The sequence below is a fragment of the Natronosporangium hydrolyticum genome (genome assembly GCF_016925615.1).
In the GTDB taxonomy this organism is placed as follows: domain Bacteria; phylum Actinomycetota; class Actinomycetes; order Mycobacteriales; family Micromonosporaceae; genus Natronosporangium; species Natronosporangium hydrolyticum.
Genome location: NZ_CP070499.1, coordinates 2,195,694 through 2,218,542 on the forward strand (window position 1 = coordinate 2,195,694; position 22,849 = coordinate 2,218,542).

21 protein-coding genes and 1 riboswitch are annotated in these 22,849 nt (G+C 68.9%); of the genes, 10 read left to right on the forward strand and 11 right to left on the reverse strand.

What is annotated here, in order from left to right:
• Positions 1–9 precede the first annotated feature (9 nt).
• Positions 10–936 (reverse strand): carbohydrate ABC transporter permease, encoded by a 927-nt coding sequence (locus tag JQS43_RS09765; protein ID WP_239678743.1) that lies wholly within the window; start codon positions 934–936, stop codon positions 10–12.
• Positions 930–1,922, reverse strand: a complete 993-nt coding sequence (locus JQS43_RS09770) for an ABC transporter permease (RefSeq protein ID WP_239678744.1) — start codon at positions 1,920–1,922, stop codon at positions 930–932. The genes JQS43_RS09765 and JQS43_RS09770 overlap by 7 nt, the downstream gene beginning before the upstream one ends.
• A 285-nt stretch (positions 1,923–2,207) precedes the next feature.
• Between JQS43_RS09770 and JQS43_RS09775 the strand changes: the two genes are divergently transcribed.
• Positions 2,208–3,245 (forward strand): LacI family DNA-binding transcriptional regulator, encoded by a 1,038-nt coding sequence (locus tag JQS43_RS09775; RefSeq protein WP_239678745.1) that lies wholly within the window; start codon positions 2,208–2,210, stop codon positions 3,243–3,245.
• On the opposite strand, the gene JQS43_RS09780 is transcribed toward JQS43_RS09775, so the two are convergent.
• Complete coding sequence (locus JQS43_RS09780) at positions 3,235–3,597, reverse strand: YkvA family protein (RefSeq protein ID WP_239678746.1); 363 nt, start codon at positions 3,595–3,597, stop codon at positions 3,235–3,237. The two genes, JQS43_RS09775 and JQS43_RS09780, sit on opposite strands and share 11 nt — an antisense overlap.
• 97 nt (positions 3,598–3,694) lie before the next feature.
• On the opposite strand from JQS43_RS09780, the gene JQS43_RS09785 reads away from it, so the two are divergent.
• Positions 3,695–4,222, forward strand: a complete 528-nt coding sequence (locus JQS43_RS09785; protein ID WP_239678747.1) for an MOSC domain-containing protein — start codon at positions 3,695–3,697, stop codon at positions 4,220–4,222.
• 96 nt (positions 4,223–4,318) lie between these two features.
• On the opposite strand, the gene JQS43_RS09790 is transcribed toward JQS43_RS09785, so the two are convergent.
• From JQS43_RS09790 to JQS43_RS09800, 3 genes are read right to left on the reverse strand one after another with little or no spacing between them, the layout of a single operon-like run.
• A complete protein-coding gene (locus tag JQS43_RS09790; RefSeq protein WP_239678748.1) occupies positions 4,319–6,472 on the reverse strand; it encodes a CotH kinase family protein in 2,154 nt (717 codons plus the stop codon).
• A gap of 15 nt (positions 6,473–6,487) precedes the next feature.
• Positions 6,488–7,294 (reverse strand): polyphosphate polymerase domain-containing protein, encoded by an 807-nt coding sequence (locus tag JQS43_RS09795; protein WP_239678749.1) that lies wholly within the window; start codon positions 7,292–7,294, stop codon positions 6,488–6,490.
• Entirely contained in the window at positions 7,291–7,896 is a 606-nt protein-coding gene (locus JQS43_RS09800) for a DUF4956 domain-containing protein (RefSeq protein ID WP_239678750.1), read from the reverse strand. The genes JQS43_RS09795 and JQS43_RS09800 overlap by 4 nt, the downstream gene beginning before the upstream one ends.
• Before the next feature lie 441 nt (positions 7,897–8,337).
• Between JQS43_RS09800 and JQS43_RS09805 the strand changes: the two genes are divergently transcribed.
• The 3 genes from JQS43_RS09805 to JQS43_RS09815 are packed head-to-tail and all read left to right on the forward strand — an operon-like array spanning position 8,338 to position 11,577.
• Positions 8,338–9,615: a PP2C family protein-serine/threonine phosphatase gene (locus JQS43_RS09805; protein ID WP_239678751.1), complete on the forward strand. Its 1,278-nt coding sequence runs from the start codon at positions 8,338–8,340 to the stop codon at positions 9,613–9,615.
• Entirely contained in the window at positions 9,612–10,655 is a 1,044-nt protein-coding gene (locus JQS43_RS09810) for a cobalamin B12-binding domain-containing protein (RefSeq protein ID WP_239678752.1), read from the forward strand. The genes JQS43_RS09805 and JQS43_RS09810 overlap by 4 nt, the downstream gene beginning before the upstream one ends.
• A 19-nt stretch (positions 10,656–10,674) precedes the next feature.
• Positions 10,675–11,577: a CPBP family glutamic-type intramembrane protease gene (locus tag JQS43_RS09815; RefSeq protein ID WP_239678753.1), complete on the forward strand. Its 903-nt coding sequence runs from the start codon at positions 10,675–10,677 to the stop codon at positions 11,575–11,577.
• Positions 11,578–11,795: 218 nt separating this feature from the next.
• Here the strand turns inward: JQS43_RS09815 and JQS43_RS09820 are convergent, their stop codons facing one another.
• The 3 genes from JQS43_RS09820 to JQS43_RS09830 form a co-directional block, all read right to left on the reverse strand.
• A complete protein-coding gene (locus JQS43_RS09820; protein ID WP_420847672.1) occupies positions 11,796–13,433 on the reverse strand; it encodes a glycerol-3-phosphate dehydrogenase/oxidase in 1,638 nt (545 codons plus the stop codon).
• A gap of 64 nt (positions 13,434–13,497) precedes the next feature.
• A complete protein-coding gene (glpK, locus tag JQS43_RS09825; RefSeq protein WP_239678754.1) occupies positions 13,498–15,012 on the reverse strand; it encodes a glycerol kinase GlpK in 1,515 nt (504 codons plus the stop codon).
• Positions 15,013–15,042: 30 nt separating this feature from the next.
• Positions 15,043–15,873, reverse strand: coding sequence for an MIP/aquaporin family protein (locus JQS43_RS09830; protein ID WP_239678755.1), 831 nt, complete (start codon positions 15,871–15,873; stop codon positions 15,043–15,045).
• A 238-nt stretch (positions 15,874–16,111) separates the two neighbouring features.
• Between JQS43_RS09830 and JQS43_RS09835 the strand changes: the two genes are divergently transcribed.
• The 4 genes from JQS43_RS09835 (at position 16,112) to JQS43_RS09850 (ending at position 21,097) form a co-directional block, all read left to right on the forward strand.
• Positions 16,112–16,876 carry an IclR family transcriptional regulator gene (locus JQS43_RS09835; protein WP_239678756.1) on the forward strand — a complete coding sequence of 255 codons (765 nt, stop codon included), beginning with the start codon at positions 16,112–16,114 and terminating at the stop codon, positions 16,874–16,876.
• Positions 16,877–16,928: 52 nt separating this feature from the next.
• Positions 16,929–18,446 (forward strand): glycerol kinase GlpK, encoded by a 1,518-nt coding sequence (glpK, locus tag JQS43_RS09840; protein ID WP_239678757.1) that lies wholly within the window; start codon positions 16,929–16,931, stop codon positions 18,444–18,446.
• 89 nt (positions 18,447–18,535) lie between these two features.
• Positions 18,536–18,725: riboswitch (M-box (ykoK) riboswitch) on the forward strand.
• Between the two features lie 284 nt (positions 18,726–19,009).
• Positions 19,010–20,386: a magnesium transporter gene (gene mgtE, locus JQS43_RS09845; protein WP_239678758.1), complete on the forward strand. Its 1,377-nt coding sequence runs from the start codon at positions 19,010–19,012 to the stop codon at positions 20,384–20,386.
• Positions 20,387–21,097: an MgtC/SapB family protein gene (locus JQS43_RS09850; protein ID WP_239678759.1), complete on the forward strand. Its 711-nt coding sequence runs from the start codon at positions 20,387–20,389 to the stop codon at positions 21,095–21,097.
• Positions 21,098–21,147: 50 nt separating this feature from the next.
• Here JQS43_RS09850 and JQS43_RS09855 read toward each other — a convergent pair whose 3' ends face one another.
• On the reverse strand, positions 21,148–21,780 hold the full coding sequence (locus JQS43_RS09855; protein WP_239678760.1) for a DsbA family oxidoreductase: 633 nt from the start codon (positions 21,778–21,780) through the stop codon (positions 21,148–21,150).
• Between the two features lie 106 nt (positions 21,781–21,886).
• Here JQS43_RS09855 and soxR point away from each other — a divergent pair, with 106 nt between their 5' ends.
• Complete coding sequence (soxR, locus tag JQS43_RS09860) at positions 21,887–22,336, forward strand: redox-sensitive transcriptional activator SoxR (protein WP_338037165.1); 450 nt, start codon at positions 21,887–21,889, stop codon at positions 22,334–22,336.
• 27 nt (positions 22,337–22,363) lie between these two features.
• Here soxR and JQS43_RS09865 read toward each other — a convergent pair whose 3' ends face one another.
• A complete protein-coding gene (locus JQS43_RS09865) occupies positions 22,364–22,789 on the reverse strand; it encodes a VOC family protein (RefSeq protein ID WP_239678761.1) in 426 nt (141 codons plus the stop codon).
• Positions 22,790–22,849: the final 60 nt, after the last annotated feature.

Here is a 22,849-nt window from a genome sequence, read left to right on the forward strand (position 1 = left end):
TGGTTGGCGCTAACCCTTGACGGAGCCGAGCATCACGCCGGAGACGAAGTAGCGCTGGATGAAGGGATAGACAAACATGATCGGCAAGGCGGTGAGGACGATAGCGACCGCCTGGATGTTCGCCGCGGTCTGGAGGGAGACATCGCTTGTGGCGCCGGGGTCGGAGGTGGCGGCGGACCCGGCGAGCAGATTTCGGAGATAGATCGTGACCGGGAAGAGTTCTTTGCGATCTAAATACAGGAAGGCCTGGAACCAGGAGTTCCAGAAGGTCACCGAGTAGAAGAGCACCATCGTCGCGATCACCGCCTTGGACAGTGGCAGCACCACCCGGAGCAGGATGCCGTAGGTGTTGAGCCCGTCGACCGAGCCCGCCTCTTCCAGATCGGGGGGTTGGCTCTCGAAGAAGGCCTTCATCACCAGCAGGTTGAAGACGCTGATCGCGTTCGGGAGGACGATCGCCCAGATCGTGTTGCGGAATCCGAGGCTGCTGATGAGCACGTAGTTGGGGATCAGGCCGCCGTTGAAGAACATGGTGAAGACCGCGACGAAGATCAGCAGGCTCCGGCCCTTGAGGTGCTTCTTCGAGAGCACGTAGGCGTAGCAGGTGGTCAGCACCATCGCGATCAGGGTGGCGACGATCGTGTAGATCACCGTGTTGCGGTAGTTGATCCAGAAGGTCGAGTCGGACATCACGTAGCCGTAGGTGGTGAGGTTGAACCCCCGGGGCCACAGGTTGACCTGCCCGGTCCGGATGTAGCTCGTCGCGCTGAACGAGCGGGCGATGATGTTGGCGAACGGGTAGAGGGTCACCACCACGACCATGGTCAGGATGACGGCGTTGACCGCCTGGAAGACCCGGTAACCCCGGGTCGGCTGCGGCCCGCGCGGGCGCTGAAACTCGCGGTTCGCGCGTTGTTCGGCGGCGATGGTCACCATAGGCTCGTCCCCACTGTGCGGCGGGCGATGGCGTTCACCGAGAACACCAGGATCAGCCCGATCAGGGCTTCGAACATGCCGATCGCCGCGGCGTAACTGAAGAACCCGCTCTGGACCCCGACCCGGTAGACGTAGGTGGCGATGACGTCTGCCGTCTCGTAGGTCAGCGGGTTGTATATCAGCAGGATCTTTTCGAACCCGACCGCCATGAACGTGCCGGTGTTGAGGACCAGCAGGGTGACGATGGTGGGTCGGATCCCGGGCAGGGTCACATGCCAGGTCTGTTTCCACCGGTTGGCGCCGTCGATCCGGGCCGCCTCATAGAGGTTGGGGTCGATGGTGGTCAGCGCCGCCAGGTAGAGGATCGTGCCCCAACCGAGGGTCTGCCACATCTCCGAGGAGATGTAGATGGTCCGGAACCACTCCGACTGCCGCAGGAAGGGGATGGGTTCGTTGCCGGTCGCCTGGATCGCCTGGTTCACCACCCCGTCGATGGACAGGGTCTGGAAGATGATGCCGGCGACGACCACGATCGACAGGAAGTGGGGCAGGTAGGAGATGGTCTGGACGAACCGTTTGAGATAGCGGGTCCGGACCTCGTTGAGCAGCAGCGCCAGGATGATCGGCGCGGGGAAGAGGAAGAGCAGCGTGAGCGACCCGAGGATGAGCGTGTTCGTGAAGACCCGCCAGAACGTGGGGTCGTTCAGGAACATCATGAAGTACTGCAGCCCCACCCACTCTTCCCCGAACAGGTTGCCGCCGGGGAAGTAGCGCCGAAACGCGATCACGTTGCCGGCCATCGGGAGGTACCGGAAGATCAGGAAGAAGACCAGCGGCAGCACGGCCAGCGAGTAGAGCTGCCAGTCCCGACGCAGCGCACGCCGCCAGGTGTGGCTGCGCGGGCGGATTGGGGTCGCAGGCGGCTCCGGGTAGACCGATCCGTCGCGCCGCGGCTTCAGCGGCTCGGGCGTTGCTGCTAAGGCCATGCCACCCCTTCGGTCGGCCGAGGGTGTATCCCACCAGGGCTCCGAAACTTCGGCCCTCGACTCCGAAAGTTTCGGTAATGGCACCGGTGAATTCGCAACTTAATCGCGCCGCAACAACGTGTCAAGGCCCACATCAGCCACCCGGTGCCGGCGCATGAGCCCGCCACACCAGCCGGTAAGGGCTCAGCTATGGAAGCGGGGCTGGACAGGGCCGTCGAAACCACTGCTAGAGTTTCGCCGAAAGTTGCGATCAGACTGGGTTAGGTTTCGAAGGCGGGGTGCTGCGTGGCAACGAGACCAAGTTCGGCCACGATCGCGACCATCGCGAGCGAGGTCGGCGTATCCGCCGCGACCGTCTCCAAGGTCCTCAATGGTCGGTCGGACGTGGCGCCGGAGACCCGCGCCCGGGTGGAGGCCAGCCTCGAACGCCACAGCTACCGCCCTCGCTCCCGGCGGCAGCCGGTCCGGAACGAGCTCGAGTTGGTGTTCTCCCGGTTCGACACCGTGTGGGCCATGGAGATCATCCGTGGGGTGGAGGCCGAGGCCGCCACGGCGGAGGTCAACGTGGTGCTCTCCCAACTGGGCGGCGCCTACCGACCCTCCCAGCCGTGGCTCACCGGCGTCCTCACCCGCCGCCCGCTCGGGGTCCTGCTGGTGATGTGCCACCTGGCGGAGACGCAACGGCAGCGGCTACAACGCCAGCAGATCCCGTTCGTCGTGATCGACACCGACAGCGCAACCTCGGCGGCGGTGCCGACGGTCGGGTCGAACAACTGGAACGGCGGCCTGCTGGCGACCCGACATCTGCTGGAGCTGGGGCACCGCCGGATCGCGGTGATCTCCGGCCCGGAGAATGTGCTGTGCAGCCAGGACCGGGTCGCCGGGTTCAGGTCCGCGCACGAACAGGCCGGCGTGCCGGTCGACCCGGAGCTGGTGCAGTACGGAGCCTTCGCCGCCCACAGCGGGTACGAGCATGCGATGCGGCTGTTGGCCGGGCCGAACCGTCCCACCGCGATCTTCGCCGGGGCGGACATCCAGGCGATGGGGGTGCTTCGGGCGGCTCGCCAGCACGGGCTGGAGGTTCCGCGGGATCTCTCGGTGGTCGGGTACGACAACCTGCCGCTCTCCGCCTGGACCGGTCCGGCCCTGACCACCGTTGATCAGCCGTTGCGCGACATGGCCGGCACCGCGACCCGGATGCTGCTCGACCTGGCGCGCGGCAGCGAGCTGCTGGCGTCCCGGGTCGACCTGGTAACTGAGCTGGTCGTGCGGGAAAGCACCGCGCCCCCGCGCCACCCCCCGCTAGGAGCGGCTACCTCTTGAGCTCATACCCCTTGAGCTGATCATGGAGTTTGGGACCGGATTCAGCGTCGATCTGATCCCTAGGTCCATGATCAACTCGGACGTATTTGCGGGCGAGGTTGCCGACGTACGCGACGGCGCCGGCCAGGATCGCGACGTCGTCCAGGTAGACCGGGGCCGGGAGGAGGTCGACCGGGGAGATGCCGTAGATCAACGCGGCCCAGAAGGCCACCTTGCCCTGCAACGGCATCGCCCCGCTCTTCACCGCCGAGTAGAGCTTGAGCAGCTTGACGATGAGCACGATCGCGGCCACGAAGAACCCGACCGCGACCACCCCCAGGATGATCAACGCTATGGTGAGCGGCGAATCCATCCAACCTCCTCGCCTGTGCCGGGCACATCGAGCCTAGCGCGGCGCGGCCAGCGGGATTGGCCTTGACCGGCGGCCCGGCGGCGGCGAGGCTCGAAACATGCATCTAGACCTCGCGACCTTGGAAGCGGCCCTGCCGCAGCTGCGGCAAGCCCCGGGCGACCACGGCCGGCTAGAGATGATCGTCCGTCGCCCCGACATCGATGAACGGGAGGTCGTCGCCGAAGCCGACCTCGACCCTAGCGCCGGCCTGGTCGGCGACTCCTGGCAGCAGCGCGGTACCCCGGATCCGGAGCGGCAGCTTACGCTGATGAACTCGCGGGCGGTGGCGCTGCTGGCCGGGTCGCCGGAGCGGTGGCCGCTCGCCGGCGACCAGCTCTATGTCGAGCTGGACCTCAGCGCCGACAATGTCCCGGCCGGCACCCGACTGGCGATCGGGGAGGCGGTGGTCGAGGTGACCGCCGCCCCGCACCGGGGGTGCAAGAAGTTCGCGGCCCGCTACGGGTTGGACGCGCTACGCTTCGTCAACTCCGAGACCGGATACGCGTTGAAGCTGCGGGGAGTGAACGCCAAGGTGGTCACGGCGGGCACGATCCGCACCGGCGACCCGGTGACCAAAGTCGGCTGACCACAGCGCCGATCATGAGCGTGTGAACCGACCCGCTCGGCGAGTCGGCCCACACGCTCATGATCAGCGCCCCGTGGGCCCGGGGGTGGCGGGCCGTCAGGTGGCGGTGCAGCTGACCGTCGGGACGCTGTTACTGCCGCTCCAGGAGGCGATGAACCCAAATTCGGCGCTCGCGCCGGCGCCGAGATTGCCGTTCCAGGTCTCATTGGTGGCGGTGACCGTCGGCGAGCCGCTGACGACCGCACCCCAGGCCTGCTGGATCGACTGCCCCTGGCCGAAGGTCCAGGTGACCGTCCAGCCGTTGATCGGTTGGGAGCCGGCCGTCACCGATACTGCACCCTGGAACTCGCCGCCCCACTCGCTCACCACCGTGTACGAGGCGGTGCAGCCGGACTCGCCGGGTGGGGTGGTCGGCGGAGTCGTGGGCGGCGTGGTGGGCGGAGTCGTGGGTGGCGTGGTGGGCGGCGTAGTCGGTGGGGTGGTGGGCGGCAGGTTGTTGATGTCCCAACCGGCGGGGGAGTCCAGCCAGGCCGCCCGGTCCAGCATCCAGTCCCGCATGTGGTCCAGGTGGCCCTGCCAGGTGGGCGCGGTCGGGGTCTGGAAGAACCAGATGTACGGATCGGTCAGGTTCGGCCAACGCTGGAAGTTGCGGTCGGCGCCGTTGGTCAGCGGCGCCGACAGGTCGTTGATCCGGGCCTGCAGCGCCGCGTCGGAGAGCACGCCCTCGCGGAGCTCCGCCCACCGGTGCCGAAGGTCGTCGACGAAGGCGGGATCCTCCATCAGGCGCGGATACCAGTTGTTGGCGACCGGCTGCCGATCCTGTTGCCACTGCCAGCCGGAGGTCGACTGGTTGCCGAAGAATCCGCCGACCCCGAAGGACAGGTCGAAATCCCACAACGGACCCGCGGTGATCTTCTCACCCCGGTCCTTGTAGAAGTACTGGCTGCGGTAGTAGCTGTCCATCTCCCGGCTCAACTCCTGGATGATCATCATGTCGATCCAGGAGTCGACATCGATCCAGTCCCGGTAACCGGTCTCCGGGTCGTTCCAGCCAGGACTATGCAACACGTCGTTGAATTCGTTCAGATGATTGGTAATCCAATCTTGCATTTCCGGCTGTAGATGGTTCCTCGGATGCGGGTCCGACAGCTCCAGGTCGGTCCAGCAGGTGTTGGGCGCGCCGGTGCAGGGCAACGTCGGCTCGTCGGCGCCCATCCACTCGAAGGACCAGATGTAGGCGCCGGTGATCCGCGGGTAGGTGAGGTCCTCGGGGCGGTTGGCGCGCAGCCGGCTCAGGTCCAGTCGCCAGCTACGGTTCTTGATCGTCTCGACGATCATGTAGACGCCCTGGTAGTCGCTGTTGCTGACCGAACCGCCGTCGCTGTTGACGTAGACCTCCACGAACCGGAACCGGGGCGCGTAAAGCCCCATCTCCGGCCCCAGCGAGTAGATGAACGCGTCCCGGATCAGGGACTTGTCGCTGAACGGGCCGCGCAGCGCCCAGTCGGCCTCGGCCGGCATCCCCAGCAGCGGGTACCGGGCGTCCTCGTCGTCGTTGTCCCACAGCTCCACCCGGTAGGGGCGCTTGTCGAAGTTCGCCGACGACTGCCCGCGGAGCCGGAACCCGGCCCGGGTGGCCCAGTCGGGCTCGCCGTTCAGGTTGGCGATTCCGCCGTCGCTGTCGAAGAGCACCATGGCGCTGTCGTAGTAGTCCCGTTGCGGCAACCCGTTGCCGTACGAGTCGATCAGCAGCACCGGCAGGTCGTGGTTGGTGGTGATGTTGTTGGCCACATACACCGCGGTGCCCGGGTCACCGGCCGGCGACCCGCCCACGAACGGCTGCGCGCGTACCTCGGTGGTGTTGCTGAAGGTGATCGGGGCGCCGTCGAAGACCGGTGAGCTGGCGGTGGGCAGCTGCCCGTCGGTGGTGTAACGGATCTCCGCACCGTCGACATCGGTGCTGAGTGACACCGACTGCTGACCTTGGAAGGTGCCGCCCGGCACCGAGAAGTCGATGTCGCCGACCAGGTCGTCGGCGGCCTCGTTCGGCTCGACGTGGTCCTGTGGCGCCGGCTGCTCGGAGTGCTGCCCGGGGTAGGCGGCGGGGGCGGCGGCCTCGTCGATGTCGGCCGAAGCGAGCGGGGTCCCTCCGATAAGGACGGCGAGCGCCGCGGCGACGCCGAGGGCGCGGACCGCGTGCCTGCCAGGTGAGGAGGCTCTACCCGGGGATGATCTCTGCAACATGGGCATCGTCCCGTTCTCGGATCAGCTGGCCGGCAGCCAGCGGGGGTGGGGGTGGGCCGCCGGGGTGGCGGCGAAGTGCCGGCGTAGCGTGCGACGCCAAGGTGTCGCCGGCAGGTCCGGATGTAGCGCGGCCATTCCGGTGCCGTACTTGGAGATCCGCACCGGGCGGTGCCGGTGGTCCCGGAGCAGCCGGTCGATATCCGAGGCCGCGGAGCTGGTCTTGGTCTCCACGATCGCCAGGTGCGGTACGGCGAGTTCACCGGCCTGGTCGTGGCAGGTCAGCTCGGTGTCGATGGTTACCCGGCTGGCGCTGTCGGGCAGGAAGAGGGTGCTCCGCTGGTACCGCGTGGTCAGGCTGGGGGCGAATCGCAGCCGGTGGTAGTCGGTGAGCCGTTCACCCGCCAGTACGCCGTCGACGAAGGCCCGGCCCGGCGCCAGCATGGCGCGGTGCGCCGGGTCGTATGGGTGGCGGTGCTTGACCGTGCTGCCGCGCCGGCCGCGGGTCTTCACCTCCAGCCAGCACTGGTGGGAGTCCAGGTAGGTGCGGGTGCGGACCTTGAACCGGCGGCGCCGCCGGTGCGCGGCGAGCAGGTAGCTGGTCAGCTCCGGGGTGTCGAAGTAGACCGACTCATACCCGAACGAACGGGTGCCGTCGATCTCGAGGACGCGGGCCCGGGAACCGATCGCGGTGAGGAAGTCGGGTAGTTCGGCGATGGGCAGGACATACTTGCGGTCGGTCCGGGTCTGCAGCTCGGCCTGGGCGAGTAGCTCGGTCAGGCCGATCGGTGCCAGGGTGTGCAGTGGCGAATCCACGGTGAGTACGCTCATCGGTTCAGCTCCCCTCCGGTGTTGGCGACCGCCGGAATCAGGCTCGTCCGCTGGCCGGCGTGTGAGAATCGAACTTCGACGGTGGTGGTGTCGTTTACCAGGTCCACCCGCTGGATCCGGGCGGCGTGGACCCGGGCGCCGAGCAGCCGTTCGACGTGGGCCATCAGCATGGTGTCGTCGGCGATCGCCGAGTCGAGCACCAGCACCTGCCGCCGGTAGCTGCGGAAGAGCCGGGGATTGTCCCCGATGAACATCACCACCAGGATCAGCGCCATCAAACCGGCGGAGAGCCAGAGCGGGATGCTGCTGATCGCTCCGAGGATGCCCAGCGCCAGCGCGCAGAAGTAGTACGCCACCTCGTGCTGGTCCAGCTCTGTGGATCGCAGCCGGATCAGCGAGAGCACGCCGAAGAGCGCGAAGCCGAGGCCGAGGCCGATGCCGGCGTCACTGCTGATCAAGGCGATGGCGACCGCCATCACGCCGATGTTCACGCCCAGGTACGCGACGACCAGGTCGCGCCGGCGGTGCCGCGGGAAGTAGAGCCCGAAGACGAGCACGCTCACCGCGATGATGTCGATTCCAACCAGGGCGAGCCCCGACATTTTCGATGTCCTCCAGGTGTACGGAAGGTGTCCGATCATCGAACGGCTGTCGAACTGGACACTATATCGAGTTATCTCAATCGCAAGGTTTCAGCCGGATTCTCCCGGATTATGAGACACTGGGTGTCGGCGCGACTTACGCAGGAGTATGCGTAATCTGCCCTGGTGTGAAGCGCCCGGAGTGCGGGGATTCGCCCTTACGGCGGGTCGCCCTGCCCGCTCTGCCCCGCTGGGTCGCGCCCGGTCCGATTGGGGTCGAGTGCCCGGAGTCTCGTCCCGATCGAAACCCGAAAGTTGGCGCGCTGTTCCCGGAAAGTTTACGGAATGCAATCGACCGGGGTCAACCTGTCAGCTACTCCTGGTGGCCGGTCGGGGCGGAGCGAGATGCCCCCGGGGCTGGTTTGGTTGTTGACCGTGATGGCAACTCCTAGCCTGGATGCTGTGGACGAACGGCCGTGCCCTGACCGGCTCCTCGCGGCCGCCGGGACTGCGCTGACCGGGTCGCTCAACCAGCGGCGCATCCTGCGTACGGTGGTGGAGCTGGTGGTCGCCGAGGTCGCTGATGCGGCGGTGGCGGTGGGGCCGGGCGACGGCCAGCAGGTCGACTGCGCCCGGCTGGCCCACGGCGGCCGAGCGGCGACCTTCCAGGCGTATCGGACCGACCTCGACGCGGTGCCGGGGCTGGCGCAGGTCTGCGGTGGCCTCGATCCGCCGTTCGGACAATCGGTACCGGCCGCGACAACGCCCGCCTGGTTGTGGCCGCCGGAGTTTCGCCCGGCAGGGGAGCTGGTGCTGGTCGCGATGCCGCTCGCGGTCGGGGTTGGAGCCGCGCTGATCCTCGCCCGCGGCCCGGGCCGGCCGCCGTTTCGTGACGAGGAGCGCGCCATGCTGCGGACCTTCGGCGTCCAGGCCGGTCAGGCGCTCACCGCCGCGGCGCTCTACCGCGAGCAGGGGGAAGCGATGGCGGTGCTAAAGGCAGAGCTGCTGCCGTTGCCGCTGCCCGAGATCCAGGGAGTCGAGGTGGCCGGCGCCGTCCGGCCGGCGGAGGAGGGGTTGCGCATCGGTGGTGATTTCTTCGATGTCTTCCCACCGGCCGGAGACCCGGCCCGCAGCGTGGTGGTGCTCGGGGATGTCACCGGCAAGGGGGCCCCAGCGGCGGTGCTGACCGGCAAGGTCCGGCAGAGTCTGCGGGCGCTGCAGCTGGTGGAGCAGCGGCCCACGGAGCTGTTACGAGTCCTGAACGACGCGCTCCTGCAGTCCGGCGACGGTGACGGACACCGGTTCGTCACCATGGTGGTGGGGGCGATGCGGCCGAGCGGACACAACTCGGCACCACTCGAACTGACCCTCGCCACCGGTGGCCATCCGCCACCGCTGGTGCTGCGTAGCGACGGCACCGTAACCGAGGTAGCGGTGGCCGGGGCGCTGATCGGCGTCACCAAAAACTTGCGGATGCGGCCGGCTACGGTCGAGTTGGCGCCCGGCGAGATGTGCCTGCTCTACAGCGACGGACTGACCGAGGCCCGCGGCGGGCCGGCAGAACGGCAACAGTACGGCGATCGGCGGCTGCGGCAAGCCCTAGGCAGCTGCCGGGGGATGCCGGCCGGGGCGACCGTCGACCGGTTGCAGCAACTGAGCTCGGAGTGGGTCGGCGAGGGAGAGCATGACGACGTCGCGCTGCTGGTGATCAGGGCGTTGCCGGTCGGGGCGCCGGCATGACCACCTCGGCGACCCTGCGAGTGTGGTCGTGGCCGGACTTGTCCGCCGCGTTTCTCGCGCTACTCGAGGCTGGTGACGAACCCGGAGCGGTGGCGCTGGTGACCAAGCTGCTCCGCGACCGAGCACCGGCCGAGCGGGTGCTGCTCGACGTGATTGCGGCGGCTCAGGCGGCGGTTGGACAGTTGTGGGCGGCGGACAACTGGTCGGTGGCGCGGGAACACGCCGCCACCGCGATCAGCGAGCGGGCGGTCGCGGTGGTGGCGGAGCGGACCCCGACCCGGTCTTACCACGGTCGGCTCACCGTTGCCTGTGTGGACGGCGAGTGGCACGCCCTGCCGGCCAGAATCCTGGCGGAGGTCCTTCGGCTGCGAGGGTGGCGGATCGACTTCCTGGGGGCGAGCGTCCCCGGCCGGCACTTGGCCACCCATCTGCAGCAGACCGACGCCGACGCGCTGGCCCTGAGCTGCATGCTGCCCAGCCGCCTACCGCGCGCCCACGCCGCGATCGTCGCCGCCACCTCGGCCGGGGTGCCGGTGATCGTCGGCGGCCGGGGATTCGGCTTCGATGGTCGGCGAGCCGCCATGCTCGGCGCCGACGCCTGGGCGCCGAGCGCCACGGCCGCAGCTGACCGGCTGGCGGGCCCGGACTGGCCGCCGGTTCGTGCCGGGCGACGGCTCCCGGTCCCGGCGCCCGGGGGTGCGGAGTATTCGCAGCTCCAGCGGCGGCGGACCGGGCTGATCGCGGCGGCGAAGCATCGGCTGACCGAGGCGTTTCCGCCAGCGGGAAGCTTCAGCCAGGAAGAGCTCGGCTCTACCGAGGAGGATCTGGCGTACATTCTGGACTTCCTGGCAGCGGCGCTGTATGTCGAGGATGCCACGGTCTTCACCGAGTTCGCCGAGTGGACCGCCGAGATCCTGGCGGCCCGTGGCGTACCGGTGGCCGCTTTCACTACCGGCCTGGACAGTTACCGGGACCTGTTGCCGGACTGTCCGCAGGCGGCTGCGATGCTGACGGCGGGCAAGGTGGCGGTGACCCGCTGACGCGGTACGAAGGGGCAACATGAGCATGATCGACCGGCGGGCCACGACCCGTACGGCGCTGGCGCGGGCGGTCGCCGCCGCGTTCGTGATGGGCGTTGCCCTCGCCGTCGCCAGTTTCGTCGCGGCGGTGTTGGGGACCTCGGCCGCGTCGACCGAACCGTTCGTCGGCCGACTGGTCACGGCGACCGCCGTCTGCGCCGTCGTGGTCGCGGTGATCCTGCTGCTGCGCCGCCGCTGGGATCGGGCCGACCTGCGGGGGATTGGCCTGACCGGCCCGCGATCGGACACCCGCGGGTTCCTGCTGGGGCTCGGCATGGTCTCGGCCTCCGGGGCGGTCGTGCTCGGCGTGCTCTCACTGGTCGGCGGTGTCCGGTGGGAGGGTTTCGACCTCACCCGGTTCGCGGTCTTCCTCGCCACGAATGCGGTGATCGCGCTGCTGCTGGAGGCGATTCCGGAAGAGGTCGCGATCCGCGGCTACGCGCTGACCGCGCTGCGGGCCCGGTATCGGCGGCCGGTGGCCACGGCGTTGGCGATCGTGACGTTCCTGCTCGTGCCACCGATCGCGCTGGCCACCGAGTCGCTGCTCAAACTGTTGGCCGGCGCCGGAGACGTGAGCCTGCAGGTGGCTCCGTCGGGCGAGGACCCGATCGTCTACTACGTGATGATCGCGGCCTTCGGGACGATGCTCTGCTACGCCCGTGAGGCGACGGTGACCGCGACAGTGTGGACCTGCATCGGCGCCCACCTGGCATTTCTCACGATCAACCGGATCGTCCTGACCTCCGGCACCGGCGTCGAAGTGGAGCTCCCAGAGGTCGCCCTGCTGGTCTTCTTCGTGGTCTACCTCTCAGCCGCGGTGATCGGCTTCAATTGGCTCCGGGCCCGTGCCGACCGGCGGGGCGGCGGGTTGCCGAACCGGTGACCCGCGGCCCCGGCGCGGCGGTCAGCGATGCCGGGCTCGCCGGTCTAGCTGCGCCTAGGCCGAGTCAAGGGCCGGCGCCAGACCACCAGCGAGGTGCCGATGCCGAGCAACAGGCCGCTGACCGTGAAGGGCAGCGGCACCAGCCCGGCGAGTGTGTAGCCCACCCCGAGAGAGGCTAGAACCGCGGCCAGCTGGCCGTCGACCGAGGAACGGTGGATTCACGCCGGAAGCGGCGAAACCGACGAGTTGGCTGCTTCCTGATAACGCGCTACCTCCGTACGCCGGGTCTGCGCGTCCCAGCCCAGCACCGGGGCGATGAGCTCCGACACCGGCTCCGCCGCCGCGTGCCCCCCATCCCCGGTCTCCACCGCGGCCCGCAGCCGGCGGGCCAGCACATCGGTCAGGTCCAGCGCCCCCTCGTGAGTCACCGCGTAGACCGCCTCCACCCGTAGGTACCCCTCCGCCCCGGGGATCGGTTCGCCGAGCGTCGGGTCCGCCCGCACCAGCTCGACCAGGTCGGTGATGGCCGACCCGTACCGGCGCAGCAGCCGGGCCACGGTCGGCACCGGCAGCCCGGTCTCCCGGGCGAAGCGCCGCCGGTCCCGCCACAGCTCTTCGTATCCGACCGCCCCGACCAGCGGTAGCCGGTCGGTGAGCGACGGCGGCACCGCCCGACCCAGGCCCGCCACCGCCGCGCCGACCACATCGGCGGCCATCACCCGGTACGTGGTGTACTTGCCGCCCGCCACCACGAACAGGCCCGGGGCCGGTTCGGCCACCGCGTGCTCCCGGGACAGCTGCGTGGTCTCGTCGGTGTCGCCGGCGAGCAGCGGCCGGAGGCCGGCGTAGGCGCCGTCGATGTCGGCCTCGGTCAGCGGGGTCCGCAATACCGCGTTGACGTGGTCGAGCAAGTAGTCGACATCGGACTGCGTAACCGTCGGCTCGGCCAGCTGCCCCGCCCACGGGGTGTCGGTGGTGCCGACGATCCAGTGCCGGTGCCACGGGATGACGAACAGGACACTCCGCTCGGTCCGCATGATCAGGCCGGTGGAGAGCTCGATCCGGTCCCGTGGCACCAGCAGGTGGACTCCCTTCGAGGTGCGGACCTCGAATGGGCCGGGCACTCCGGCGAGCCGGTGCAGGTCACCGGTCCACACCCCGGCGGCGCCGACCACCCGGCGAGCCCGGACCTCGTAGTCGTGACCGGAGGTCAGGTCTCTTACCTGGGCACCGACCACCCGTGGGCCGTCGTAGCGCAGCGCCGTCACCTCGGTACGGGTCAGCACCGTGGCCCCGTGCCGGGCGGCGGTGCGGGCCAGCATCATGGTGTGCCGGGCGTCGTCGACCTGGGCATCGAAGTAGCCGACCGCGCCGGTGAGCGCGTCCGGCCGCAGCGCCGGGGCGAGCTGCAGCGCCTGCCGGCGGGAGAAGTGCCGATGTCTCGGCACCGCTCGCGCCCCGCCGAGCGTGTCGTAGAGCAGCACCCCGGCGCCCACATAGGCGCGTTCCCAGCCCCGGTGCCGCAGTGGGTACAGGAACGGCACCGGCCTTACCAGGTGCGGAGCCAGCTTCGTCAACAGCAGGCTGCGTTCCCGGAGCGCTTCGCGCACCAGCCCGAAGTCTCGTTGCTCCAGGTAACGCAGCCCGCCGTGGATGAGCTTGCTGGACCGGCTCGAGGTCCCGGCCGCCCAGTCCCGGGCCTCGACCAGCGTCACCGACAGTCCGCGGGAAGCGGCGTCCAGGGCCGCTCCGGCCCCGACCACCCCACCACCGACCACCAGTACGTCCACCTCACCGTCGCCGAGGGTGGTGAGCGCGGCGGTGCGGTACTGCGGATCCAGTCGTGTCGACACCATGCCTCCGTCAGCGGATTTCAGTCAGCGGATTTCAGTCAGTGGGCTTGCGGTCAGTGGCTTCTGGTCAGTTGACGTCGTCGTCGACCCAGTCGAAGGTCCGGGTCACGGCCTTCTTCCAGTTGCGGTAGATACGCTCCCGTTCGGCGGCGGCCAGCCCGGGCGTCCACCGCTTGTCCTCGGACCAGTTGGCCCGTAGCTCATCCAGGCCCTGCCAGTAACCGACCGCCAGCCCGGCGGCGTAAGCGGCCCCGAGCGCGGTCGTCTCGGCGACCTTCGGCCGGATCACCGGCACGTCGAGGATGTCCGCCTGGAACTGCATCAGCAGCTCGTTGCCGACCATCCCACCGTCTACTTTGAGTTCGGTCAGCGCCACCCCTGAGTCGGCGTTCATCGCGTCCAACACTTCCCGGGTCTGGAACGCGGTCGCTTCCAGCACCGCCCGGGCCAGGTGTCCCTTGTTGACATACCGGGTCAGGCCTACCAGCGCGCCGCGGGCGTCGGCTCGCCAGTACGGCGCGTACAGGCCGGAGAAGGCGGGTACGAAGTAGGCACCGCCGTTGTCGTCGACATCGGCTGCGAGCACCTCGATCTCCGGGGCGGAGCCGATCATGCCGAGGTTGTCCCGTAGCCACTGCACCAGCGCGCCGGTGATCGCGATCGACCCCTCCAGTGCGTAGACGGGCTTGTTCGCCCCGAGCTGGTAGCAGACCGTGGTGAGCAGCCCGTTGCGGCTGGGGACCTTCTCTTCGCCGGTGTTGAGCAGCATGAAGTTGCCAGTACCGTAGGTGTTCTTGGCGGTGCCGACCTCGTAGCAGACCTGACCGAAGGTGGCCGCCTGCTGGTCGCCGAGGATGCCGGCGATCGGAACTCCCTTCAGGACGCCCCCCGGCCCGCCGTTGCCGTACCGTTCGGAGGAAGAACGGATCTGCGGCAACATCGAGATCGGGATGCCCATCTCGGCGGCGATGTCGGTGTCCCAGTCGAGGGTGTCCAGGTCCATCAGCAGGGTGCGGGAGGCGTTGGTGACGTCGGTGATGTGCACCCCACCGTTGACGCCGCCGGTCAGGTTCCACAGGGTCCAGGTGTCGGTGTTGCCGAAGAGCAGCTCGCCCTGTTCGGCCTTGGCCCGGGCACCCTCGACATTGTCGAGGATCCACTTCACCTTCGGGCCGGAGAAGTAGGTCGCCAGCGGCAGCCCGGTGCGGGCCTGGTAGCGCTCCGCGCCACCGCCCAACGCTCCCAGATCATCTACGATGGACTGGGTACGGGTGTCCTGCCAGACGATCGCGTTGTAGACCGGCTTGCCGGTGGTGCGATCCCAGACCACCGCGGTCTCCCGCTGGTTGGTGATGCCGACCGCGGCGATGTCGCCCAGATTCAGGTCGGCCCGGGCGAGGGCTTCGCCGACAACGTCGCGGGTGTTGGCGCTGATCTCCATCGGGTCGTGCTCGACCCAGCCGGCCCGGGGGAAGATCTGCTGGTGTTCCCGTTGCCCGACCGACACGATGGTGCCGGCGTGGTCGAAGACGATTGCGCGGGTGCTGGTGGTGCCCTGATCGATGGCGAGGATGTACTGCATGGTGTGCTCCTTCGACGTGGTCGGGGTAGGTCAGAACAGGAACCGGGAGGCCACTCCGGCCAGGATTCCGCCGATGAACGGGCCGACCACCGGCACCCAGGCGTACCGCCAGTCGGAGTTCTTCCGGCTGGCCGGCAGCGGCGGCTCGGCGTCGCCGCCGGCCCCGGGTCCTGCCCCCTCACCCGAAGCTCCGGCACCGACCAGGTCCGGGGTACGGGCCGGAGCCTTGTGGGACATCGGCAGCAGGGCGTGGGCGATCCGGGGCCCGAGGTCGCGGGCCGGGTTGATGGCGTACCCGGTGGGTCCACCCAGCGAGGCGCCGATCCCGACCACCAGCAGCGCTACCGCCAGCGGGCCGAGTTCATGCGGCGTGTTCGCGAACGAGAGCACCACCAGCACCAGCACGAAGGTGCCGATCACCTCGGTGACGACGTTCCAGCCGTAGCTGCGGATCTCCGGCCCGGTGGCGAAGACCGCCAACTTCTTCGCCTCGTCCGGTTCGGCCTCGAAGTGTTTGCGGTAGGCGAGGAAGGCCACGCACGCCCCGAGGAACGCGCCGAGCAGCTGTCCTGCCAGGTAGACCAGGGTCGAGCCGACGGTGATCGCCACCTCCGGGGCGTACTCGTCGGCGCCGCTGGCCCAGATGCCCAGCGTGACCGCCGGGTTGATGTGGCCGCCGGACTTGTACGCGACGAAGACGCCAGCCATCACCGCGAAGCCCCAGCCGAAGTTGATCAGTAACCAGCCGCCGTTGAATCCTTTCGACTTCGTCAGCAGTACGTTGGCAACGACGCCGGCTCCGAGGAGGATCAGCATGCCGGTGCCGAGTACCTCGCTGACGAAGATCATCCCGAGGTCCATCTCTTCTCCCTTCGTCGCACCTGTGCGGGGGTGGTGCGCGATGGCGAGAAGTTACGAGAGTGTTTCGGGTACGACAATAGGTAGCGTTCGACAATGTCGACCCGGGGTCCTGGTGAGGGCTGGCGAACGGCGTTAGTCTCCGCCACTATGGGCTAGATCACAGCAGTTCACCGGCGGTTAGTCGGTGGTCGGCTGTTCGACATCGTCGACTCGGGTCGTCGGGGATAGGTTGGGCGGGGTGCCAGGGGCGATACAGGCGATCGAGCGGGCAGCCGCGATCTTGCGGCTACTCGCCCACGGTTCGGGTCAGTTCGGGCTGGGCGACATCGCGAGTTCGCTGGGGCTGCCGAAGGGGACCGCGCACGGCATCCTGCGGACCCTGCAGGGGGTGGGTTTCGTGCAACAGGATCGTGCTACCGGCAAGTACCAGCTCGGCGCCGCCCTGCTGCACCTCGGCACCAGCTACCTGGACGCGCATGAGCTGCGATCGCGGGCGTTGAACTGGGCGGACATGCTCGCCGCCCGCAGCGGCGAGACGGTCCGGATCGGGATGCCGCTGGAGGGTGCGGTGGTGGTGGTCCACCACGTCTTCCGCCCCGACGACTCGCCGCAGACCCTGGACGTGGGCGCGCTGTTGCCGTTGCACGCCACCGCGCTGGGGAAGGTGCTGCTCGCCTACGACGCCGACCTGGCGGGGGCGGCGCAGCACACCCCGCTCACCTCACTGACTCGCCGGACCATCGTCACCCCGGCGGTGCTTGCCAAGGTCCTCACCGGGGTACGGGAACGCGGGTGGGCCGACGAGGTGGAGGAGTATCTACCCGGCCAGGCGAGTATCGCCGCGCCGATCCGGGCGCACGGCGGGCTGGTGCAGGGCGCGATGGGGATCACCGGTGCCGTGGAACGGATCTGCGACCGCGGTAACCAACCCCGCTCTACGCTGGTCGGCTTCGTACGCGACGCCGCCCGGGCGGTCTCGCGTGACCTCGCCGCCGCCGATTGACCGCCCCGCGTCCTCGTCCTCTCCGGTACCAGCGAAGGAGCGCAGCACGGCTATGGCCCAGCGTTACGTGATGGCGATCGATCAGGGTACGACCTCGACCCGTTGCATCCTCTTCGATCACGCCGGCCGGATGGTCTCGGTAGCGCAGCGTGAACACCATCAGTATTTTCCGCAACCCGGCTGGGTGGAGCAGGATGCGCTGGAGATCTGGCGCAACGTCGACCGCACCATGCCGAAGGCGCTGCGGGAAGCGGGGGTCACCGGCGACCAGGTGGTAGCCCTGGGCATCGCGAACCAGCGGGAGACGGCGGTGGTGTGGGACCGGCACACGGGTACGCCGGTGGGTCGGGCGATCGTGTGGCAGGACATCCGGACCGAGCAGCTGGTGCAGCAGCTATCCCAGCTTCCCGGGGCGGAGAAGATCCGGGACCGGTGCGGGCTGCCGCTGGCGACCTACTTCACCGCCCCCCGGCTGCGGTGGCTGCTCGACACCGTGCCAGGTCTGCGGGAGCGGGCCGAGCGGGGCGATCTGCTCTTCGGCACCATGGAGACCTGGCTGATCTGGAACCTCACCGGTGGGCCGGACGGCGGGGTGCACGTCACCGACGCCACCAACGCCAGCCGAACCCTGCTGATGAACCTGGCCACGCTCACCTGGGACGACGAGCTGCTCGCCTTCTTCGACATCCCGCGGCAGCTGCTGCCGCAGATCCGGCCCTCGACCGAGACCTACGGCACCACCCGGCGGGTGGTCCCAGGCATCCGGATCGCGGCGGCGCTCGGCGACCAGCACGCGGCGCTGTTCGGCCAGACCTGCTTCGACCGCGGCGAGACGAAGTGCACCTACGGCACCGGCAGCTTCCTGCTCATGAACACCGGCAGCACGCTGGTCCGCTCCACCCACGGCCTACTGGCCACGATCGGCTACCAGATGAGCGGAGAGCCGGTCACGTACGCGCTGGAGGGGTCGATCGCGGTAACCGGTTCACTGGTGCAGTGGTTCCGGGACAACCTCGGTCTGATCAGCAGCGCCCCGGAGATCGAGACGCTGGCCCGGAGCGTGACCGACAACGGCGGCTGCTACGTGGTGCCGGCGTTCTCCGGGCTGTTCGCCCCGCACTGGCGCAGCGACGCCCGCGGCATCATCGTCGGCCTGACCTCCTATATCACCAAGGGGCATCTAGCTCGGGCGGTGCTGGAGGCGACCGGTTGGCAGACCCGCGAGGTGGTCGACGCGATGACCGCCGATCTGGGTGCGCAGACCCCGATGCTCAAGGTGGACGGTGGCATGACCGCCGACCATCTGCTGATGCAGTTCCTCGCCGACGTGCTCGATGTTCCGGTGATGCGACCGATGATGGCCGAGACGGTCTCGCTGGGCGCGGCCTACGCCGCCGGCCTCTCGGTCGGGTACTGGCCGGACCTGGCGGGCCTGCGGCGCAACTGGCATCTGGCGGCCCGCTGGCTGCCCCAGATGGACCCCGCCCACCGCGACCAGGAGTACGCCAACTGGAAGCGGGCGGTGGAGTTGACCATCGGCTGGGCCGCCCCCCACTCGCGCCGATCATGAGCATGCCAATCTGAGCGCGGAATCCGGGGCGGGTCCAGGGTTGACGTCCTGGGCGGCTCCGGCTAACGTTGCCGCCGGCATTACGCCAGTAGGTGTCCCGTTAGGTGAGGCTCCTGCGTGTGTATGCGTCCGCTGCCCAGAAAGGTCGAGAGACCCCCACGGGTTGAACAGGCCGGAGCCGAATCAAGGCCCGGCATAATGCGGACCGGCGACCGGTCGGGTGACCCGGCTGGCTCTCCTAGACGCGCAGTGCTGAAGCTCTGACGTAGGGAACGCTCCGGGTTACCCCCGGCTGCCCTGCCACGAGCCCGCACAAAGCCTCCCCTGCCGGGAGGCTTTTTTCGTGGCCGCGCGACCGAGGGAGGGGGTGAGGGCAGTGCCTGGTCGATCTACCACGACCGTGGCGGAGCCCGGCGACAGTAGCCGGACCGCCAGCGACGACCCCTGTTCACCCTGCCCTCACCCGGACGCGCCGCCGATGCTGCCGCACGGCTAGCTTGTGCTGCCAGCCTGTGCTCAGGCGTGCGCGGGTGAGGGTCTGCGCCCGCACCAGGAGACCCATCATGATGACCTACACCACCCTGCAGGACCACCTGACCAACCGGAACCTCACCCAGGCAAAGCAGCTGCTGTCCCAGTTGTTCCTCGACGAGGCGGCCGGGGTGCTGCGTAGCCTGCCGCCCACCGAGCAGGCGCTGGCCTACCGGTTGCTGGAGAAGCAGCTCGCCATCGACGTGTTCGAGCTGCTTGACGACGAGGAGCAGTTGACGCTGCTCGAGGCGATGACCAGCCCTCAGGCCGTGGCCGTGCTCTCCGAGCTCGATGTGGACGACGCGGCCCGGCTGGTCGACGAGGCACCGGCGAAGGTCGCCAAGCGGCTGCTCGCGGCGATGCCGGTGGCCGACCGGGAGCGGGTCGGCGCGGTGCTCGCCTACCGGCACGACAGTGCCGGCCGGTTGGCCAATCCTCGCTACGTCGCGGTACGCCGGGACGCCACCGCGGCCGAAGCGCTGGCCGCGGTCCGCGCCTCCGCGCTCGGCCCAGAAGATGTCACCACCGTGTTCGTGATCGACAACGAGCGGCATTACCAGGGCCTGGTCAGCGTCGCCGAGCTGGTCAAGGCCGGCCCGGAGACCATCGTCACCGAGATGGCCAGGCTCGCCGACCTGGCGGTCCACACCGGAGACGACGCTGCCGACGCCGCCCGACTGCTGCAGCGGCGCGACCTCGGGGCGTTGGCGGTGGTGGATCGGGAGCGCCGACTGGTCGGGGCGGTCACCTTCGACGATGCCATGGACACCTTGGAGGACGAGGCGTCGGAGACGATGTACCGCAAGGCGGGTCTGGGCGACCCGGCCCACGCCAAGGAGTTGCTGCGAAGCGAGAAGCTGACCCGGGGCAGCATCTGGTACCCGGTACGGGTCCGGATCGCCTTCCTGATGGTCACCCTGGTTGGCGGGCTCGCCGTCGGCGGCGTGATCGACTACTTCGAGGACGTGTTGGCGGCGGTGGTCGCGGTGGCGATCTTCGTGCCGCTGATCATGGACATGGGCGGGAACGTGGGCACCCAGTCCACAACGATCTTCGCCCGTGGGCTCGCGTTGGGCCACGTCGACCCGAAGCGGTTCGGCCGGCAACTCGGTCGGGAGGTAACGGTCGGGGCAACCATGGCGGTCGCCCTGGCCACCATCGGCGGGTTCGTCGCCTACGCCTGGCAGGGTGCCCCGAACGACGTACCCCTGTTGGGGCTGGCTGTCGGATTGTCGCTGTTCGTGTCGGTGACGTTCGCGACCTTCCTCGGCTTCGCCCTGCCGTGGTTGATGGTCAAGATCGGTCTTGACCACGCCCCGGGGGCGGACCCGTTCATCACCACCATCAAGGACTTCACCGGCCTGGCGGTGTACTTCCTGCTGGTGGGCGCGCTGTTGGGGGTGGGATAGGTGCTTGAATTCTGGGAGTTCGCCCTGCGGCTACTGTGCGCCGTCAGCCTCGGCGCGCTGGTCGGAGTGGAGCGGCAGTGGCGGGCCCGGATGGCCGGTCTGCGCACCAACGCGTTGGTGGCCACCGGGGCGGCCCTGTTCGTGCTGATGTCGTTCGATGTCGTCGACGAGATCAGCCCGACCAGGGTCGCCGCCCAGGTCGTATCCGGCATCGGGTTCCTGGGGGCCGGAGTGATCCTCCGGGACGGCATCAACGTGCGGGGTCTCAATACCGCCGCCACCCTGTGGTGTGCCGCCGCGGTCGGGGTGCTCGCCGGGTCCGGCATGTACGCCGGAGCGGCAGCCGGGGCTGCCGTGGTGCTGGTCGCCAACCTGGCCCTCCGGCCGGTGGCTCGCCGGATCGAACGGCTGCCAACCGACGCCGGTAGCGAGGTCGAGACCACCTACCGGCTCCGGATCACCTGCCGGGAGGATCAAGAGGCCCACGTCCGGGCGTTGCTGTTGCACACTCTGACCGGCAGCAGTTTCGCCCTCCACGCGTTGCGGAGCGAGGATGTCGAACCCAACGGGCGGGTCCACGTGGAGGCCGAGCTGGTGGCCGCCGGGCGGGTCGACAGCCAGCTGGAGCAGGCGGTCAGCCGGCTCAGCCTCGAACCTGGGGTCACGGCTGTCCAGTGGCGGGCGCTCGACCCGGCCCGACCGCTGCCGTAGCTGGCGCCGCCCGCCGGGTAATCGCGATCAGGTAGGGCCGCGACCTCCGGTCACTGGCCACTCCCGGCAGTCATGAGGAAGTCGCCGAGTTCGGCTACCGAGCGGCTGCCGGTCAGGGTGTGGTCACCGGCCACGATGGTGGGTACGCCGTGGATTCCCCGGCTGACCGCCGCCTGATGGTCGGCGACCACCGCGTCGGCGTAGTCCTCGCCGGCCAGCAGCGACCGCACCGCCGGCCGGGGGAGGCCGATCTGGTCGGCCAGGTCGAGGAGGGCCGCTGGGTCGGCGAGGTCCACATTGCGGCGCAGGTGGGCGTCGAAGGCCGCCTCCCAGGCGGTGGTCGGGTCCACACCGTTGTCGGCCGCGGCGTGGAGCAGCCGGTGGGCGGGCCGGGAGTCGACGACCGCTGTGGTGTCGATGCGTATGTCGAGGCCCTCCTGGCGCCCTTGGGCACGGATCGCCGCGCTCTTTGCCCGCCACTGTTCGGCCGTCATCCCCCACTCGCTGACGGCTATGTCGGCCACCAGCCGGCCCGGGGAGGCCGGACCGGCTGGCTCCAGCAGGAAGCTGCGGTGGCGTACCCGCAGGCCGCCGGGGATCTCCTTGGCCGCGACCTGGAGCCGCCGTAGGCCGATCCAGCACCAGGGGCACCTGATATCGGCCCACATCATCACGTCGAGCACGCGTCTGTCACCTCTCCGTTCGTCAAGTCAACGTGATGTAGAGTCGACTACGTCAAGTTGACTTAATGTCAAGGGCGGCGGTGCGATGAGCCGCTGGAGGTGTCGAGTGCCACAGATTCACGACGATGTCATCTGGCTGAAGCCGGGACAGGTCGCGGACCGTGCCGGGGTCGCTGTCTCCACGCTCCACTACTACGAGAGCGTCGGTCTGATCGAGAGCCGGCGCACCGCCGGCAACCGGCGGGAGTACCGGCGGGACACGCTGCGGGTCCTCGCCTTCATCCGGGCCGCCCAACGCGTCGGAGTGCCCCTTGACCAGATCAAGGAGGCGCTGGACCAGCTCCCCAAAGCCGGGCTGCCGACCAAACGTGACTGGGCCCGCCTCGCCCGGCAATGGCAGGATGAGCTGACCGAGCGGATCGAACACCTCGTCGCGCTGCGGGACCGATTCTCCGATTGCATCGGCTGCGGGTGCCTGTCGCTGAAGTCCTGCCCCTACTCCAACCCGGACGATGTGCTCGGCCTCGACGGCCAGGGCGCCCGGCGCCTGCGTTGACCGCAGCTCGGCCGAGCTGTCGACGGGTCAGTGGGCAGGAGACTCGGCGTAGGCGGCGGCGAACTCCGCTGACGGTGGGATCACGGTGATCACGTCGATCAGCACGCCGTTGGGGTCAGCGGTGATGAAGTGCCGCTGCCCCCACTCCTCGGTGCGCAGCGGGCGCAGCACCGGCAGACCACCCTCCTCGATCAGCCGCCGGTGTTCGGCGTCCACATCGGCCACCTCGAAGTTGAGCAGCAGGCCGGCCGTCGGCTGGCCGTGCCCCGCAGGGATGCTCGGGTGGTCGGGGTCGAGCAGCGCCAACTCGTAGTGGGGCGCCGCCGGCTGTCGCAGGCTCACGTACCAGTCCGCCTCGAACGTTCGCTCGAACCCGAACCACTCGGTGTAGAACGCGGTCGACTCGGCCAGTCGGCGGGTGCCGATCACCGGGTAGAAGCTGGTGAGGTTCATCGTATGCCTCCAAGACACGTACCATCGGTATGTGAACAACGCTAGACGCGTACCAGCGGT